Origin of the sequence: Burkholderia sp. BDU5, assembly GCF_001522845.1 — a bacterium.
Lineage (GTDB): Bacteria > Pseudomonadota > Gammaproteobacteria > Burkholderiales > Burkholderiaceae > Burkholderia > Burkholderia mayonis.
Genome location: NZ_LOWC01000086.1, coordinates 1 through 3,410 on the forward strand (window position 1 = coordinate 1; position 3,410 = coordinate 3,410).

At 62.9% G+C, this 3,410-nt stretch carries 4 protein-coding genes and 1 pseudogene; all 5 read left to right on the forward strand.

Going from position 1 to position 3,410, the window contains the following annotated elements:
* Positions 1-794 (forward strand): hypothetical protein (locus WS69_RS14970; RefSeq protein WP_059471535.1); only part of this gene is annotated, 794 nt, incomplete at its 5' end.
* Entirely contained in the window at positions 794-1,456 is a 663-nt protein-coding gene (locus tag WS69_RS14975; protein ID WP_059471536.1) for a DUF2612 domain-containing protein, read from the forward strand. The genes WS69_RS14970 and WS69_RS14975, both read left to right, overlap by 1 nt.
* A 61-nt stretch (positions 1,457-1,517) precedes the next feature.
* Positions 1,518-2,477 carry a gp53-like domain-containing protein gene (locus WS69_RS34160; RefSeq protein WP_197419263.1) on the forward strand — a complete coding sequence of 320 codons (960 nt, stop codon included), beginning with the start codon at positions 1,518-1,520 and terminating at the stop codon, positions 2,475-2,477.
* Positions 2,478-2,481: 4 nt separating this feature from the next.
* Positions 2,482-3,039 (forward strand): DUF4376 domain-containing protein, encoded by a 558-nt coding sequence (locus WS69_RS14985; RefSeq protein ID WP_059471538.1) that lies wholly within the window; start codon positions 2,482-2,484, stop codon positions 3,037-3,039.
* A 54-nt stretch (positions 3,040-3,093) separates the two neighbouring features.
* A pseudogene (locus WS69_RS14990) lies at positions 3,094-3,410 on the forward strand (hypothetical protein); the annotation flags it as partial.

Genomic DNA, 3,410 nt, shown 5'->3' on the forward strand with positions numbered 1-3,410 from the left:
CGACCGTGACGATCCCGCCGAGCGGCACGATCACCGTCACGGCGACGTGCGCGACGATCGGCGACGTGTCCGCTCGCGCGGGCACGATCAACCAGATCGCGACGCCGGCGTTAGGTTGGCAGACGGTGACGAACCCAGCGGACGCGGCTGCGGGCGCGCCCGTCGAAGCCGACGCCGCGCTCCGCCAGCGCCAGACGGTTTCGACGGCGCTCCCGTCATTGACGGTTCTCGACGGGATCATTGGCGCGGTGGCGAACGTCGCGGGCGTCACGCGGTATGTCGCCTACGAAAACGACACCAGCGCGACGGACGCGAATGGCATCCCGTCGCACTCGATCTCGCTCGTGGTCGAGGGCGGAGACGCGACGGCGATCGCCAACGCCATCGCGTCGAAGAAGACGCCAGGCGCCGGCACCTACGGCACGACGGCGATCGTCGTCACGGACATCTACGGCCGTCCGATCACGATTCGCTTCTTCCGTCCGACGGCGGCGCCAATTACGGCCACCGTCACGCTCAAGGCGCTCGCGGGGTACACGACCCAGACCGGGCAGCAGATCCAGCAGGCAGTGTCGGACTACGTGAACGGCGTGCAGATCGGCGGCGGCCTGTCCGGCAGCGTAGAGTGGGGCGATGCGCTTACCGCGGCGAACGGCGTCGGCGGCGGCGTGACGTTCAAGTTGTCCGGGCTGACGCTGAGCGGGGCGCGCGGCGCGGGTACGCCCGACTACGGGTTGCAGTTCAACGAAGCGGCGTCCTGCACGCCCGCCAGCGTGACTCTGGTGGTGACCTGATGCCTGACCTGAACGATTACACCTCGCTGATCACATCGGAGCACCGCGACAAGCCGCGATTCGCGGCGACCGTGGCCGCCGTCGTGCAGCCGCTCGTCGACCAGATGAATTTGCTCGCGAGCATGCCCGGCAAGTTCGACCTGGACGTCGCCGTCGGCGATCAGCTGGACGCGGTCGGCCAGTGGGTGGGCGTGTCGCGGCGCATCCGCACGCCGCTGACCGGGATCTACTTTTCGTTCGACATCGCGGGGCTCGGCTTTGATCAGGGGATCTGGAAAGGCCCGTTCGATCCCGACACCGGACTGACCGTCCTAGACGACGACACGTACCGGCTGGTCATCCGCGCCAAGATCGGCGCGAACCACTGGGACGGAACGCTCGCATCGAGCGCGGCAATCCTGAACAGCATCTTCGGCTCGGGCACGCACGTGTTCATCGAGGACCACCAGGACATGTCGATGACGATCGGGATCTCCGGAAAGGTTCCGTCCGCAGTGTTCCTCGCGCTGCTCGCAGGCGGCTACATCCCGCTGAAGCCCGAAGGCGTGCACGTCAACTACACGATCGTCACGACCGTCGACGGCGCACCGCTGTTCGGCTTCGACATGGAGAACGCATACGTCTCGGGCTTCGATGTCGGGGCGTGGGGACGTCCGACATAACCCTCTTTCAGTTTCGAAACGAGCCGCCTTCGGGCGGCACTTTTTAATGCATGGAGCATTGATGGGTACGAGTGATTTCAAGGCATTTGCAGCCGGCCCGAACGCGAACGTAATGGCGCAAGCCGATTACATCGCGCTTGCTGCTCTCCTGACTGGCTTCCAGTCCGGTACGGCGCAGTCCGTGCAGGTCAACAAGGTCCTACGGCAGAGCTCGATTATGTCGGCCGTGCTGGCGCAGTTCACCGCCAACTTCTCGGGGCAGAATTCCGTCGACGACGGTACCACGGCAACGCTGTTGGCGAACCTGCAGGCCGCGATCAACGCGGCGGGCATCACGGCCCCGCAGTTCGACAACAGCACGAAGCTGGCGACGACGGCGTTTGCGCAGCGTGCGCTCGGCAACCGTCAGGCGATCAGCTCGACAAATACGAATCAGACGCTCACTCTCGCTCAATGCGGACAGACGCTGCAATATTACAGCGTGTCGGGTGGCGTATGGACCCTTCCCGCCGCCGCGACGATTCCGAATGGCGCTGAATATGAAATTTTGAACGGGGGCAGCGGAACGCTCTTGATCCAAGTGGCTGGTGGCTCCGACAAGATCATCAGTAGCTCTGGCGTTGCCATAACGTCCATTACCCTTCAGTCCGGCGACTCCATTCGGATCGTCGGGAGTGCTGGAAGTTATGTATATGCGACTGGCGGAACTGGGACGATTCAGTGGTCTGCTTCGTTCGGCTCGTCCATCGCGCTAAACGGCTATCAAAAGCTGCCGAGCGGTTGGATTATCCAGTGGGGGGCTTTTACCAGCAGTGCGTCCGGAGATACGAGTGTTGCTTGGCCGATCGCGTTCCCGAACACCTGTCTAAGTGTGTTATCCACGCCAAATAACAATGGCTATTCAATGGTGACGCAATACAACAGCAGCAGAACCGGGGCGCTCTTCAATAACTGGCAGATGAGCGGTGGTAGCGCTGTGCGAATGGCCGGGGCTGTTCAATACGTGGCAATCGGAAACTGAAATCATGGGCCAAAAACAAGCAGCATACGACGCGAAAGGCAACATCGTTGCCTTCTACGATACGAGCGACAGTCCGGCTCCGGAAGGCTCGCGGGTGATCGACATCACGGACGCGGAATGGCTCGATTGCACTGGCAATCAGGGGACTAGGTGCGTGCAAAACGGTGCGCTCGCGCAGGTTCCGCCGCCGACCGCCGCGCAACAGCTTGCCACAGCGCAGGCCGCGCAGATCGCAACGCTGACGCAGGCATGCGCGAACGCGATCACGTCGGGCTTTTCGTCGAACGCACTCGGGTTGGCAAATAGCTACCCGAGCACGCTGACCGATCAAGCGAACCAGAACGCAGCCGCCCAGTGTTCGACGGGCGGTCTGCTCTGGTGCGCGACGGGCGGCACTTGGTCGTTCAAATCGCACACGCGGGCGCAGGCGCAGGCGGTAGTCGCGAGCTTCGTGGCCTGGCTCAACAAGTGCCAGCAGCAACTCGTGACGCTGACCGACAAGGTCAACGAGGCGACGAGCGTAGACGCGGTTGAGTCGATCGTCTGGGTCGACCCGCAGTAATCCAATACGCCTTTCTGGCCGCCTTCGGGCGGCTTTTCTATTTCTGGAGCATCAATGCCAATTCAGAACGACTTCCTCACGTTCGCCACCGGGCCGGGCGCGAACGTAGTCGATCAAGCGACATACGCCTCGCTGACTGCACTCACGACCGGCTTCCTCTCCGGCACGGCGCAATCCATCCAGCTCAACAAGGTGTGGCGGCAGTCGAGCATCATGTCGGCGGTCGTCGCGCAATTCATCGTCGCTCAGACCGGACAGCCGGCCGTCGACGACGGCACCACCGCGACGCTTCTCGCGAATTTCACGAAGGCAGTGAACGCTGCGTCGAAGCAGCGCGTCATCCTTACGGATACCGGCTCGGCAAACGCATA

Coding starts and splice junctions, on each gene's coding strand:
- WS69_RS14985 (WP_059471538.1), top strand. CDS start 2,482: ATGGGCCAAAAACAAGCAGCATACGACGCGAAAGGCAACATCGTTGCC.
- WS69_RS14975 (WP_059471536.1), top strand. CDS start 794: ATGCCTGACCTGAACGATTACACCTCGCTGATCACATCGGAGCACCGC.
- WS69_RS34160 (WP_197419263.1), top strand. CDS start 1,518: ATGGGTACGAGTGATTTCAAGGCATTTGCAGCCGGCCCGAACGCGAAC.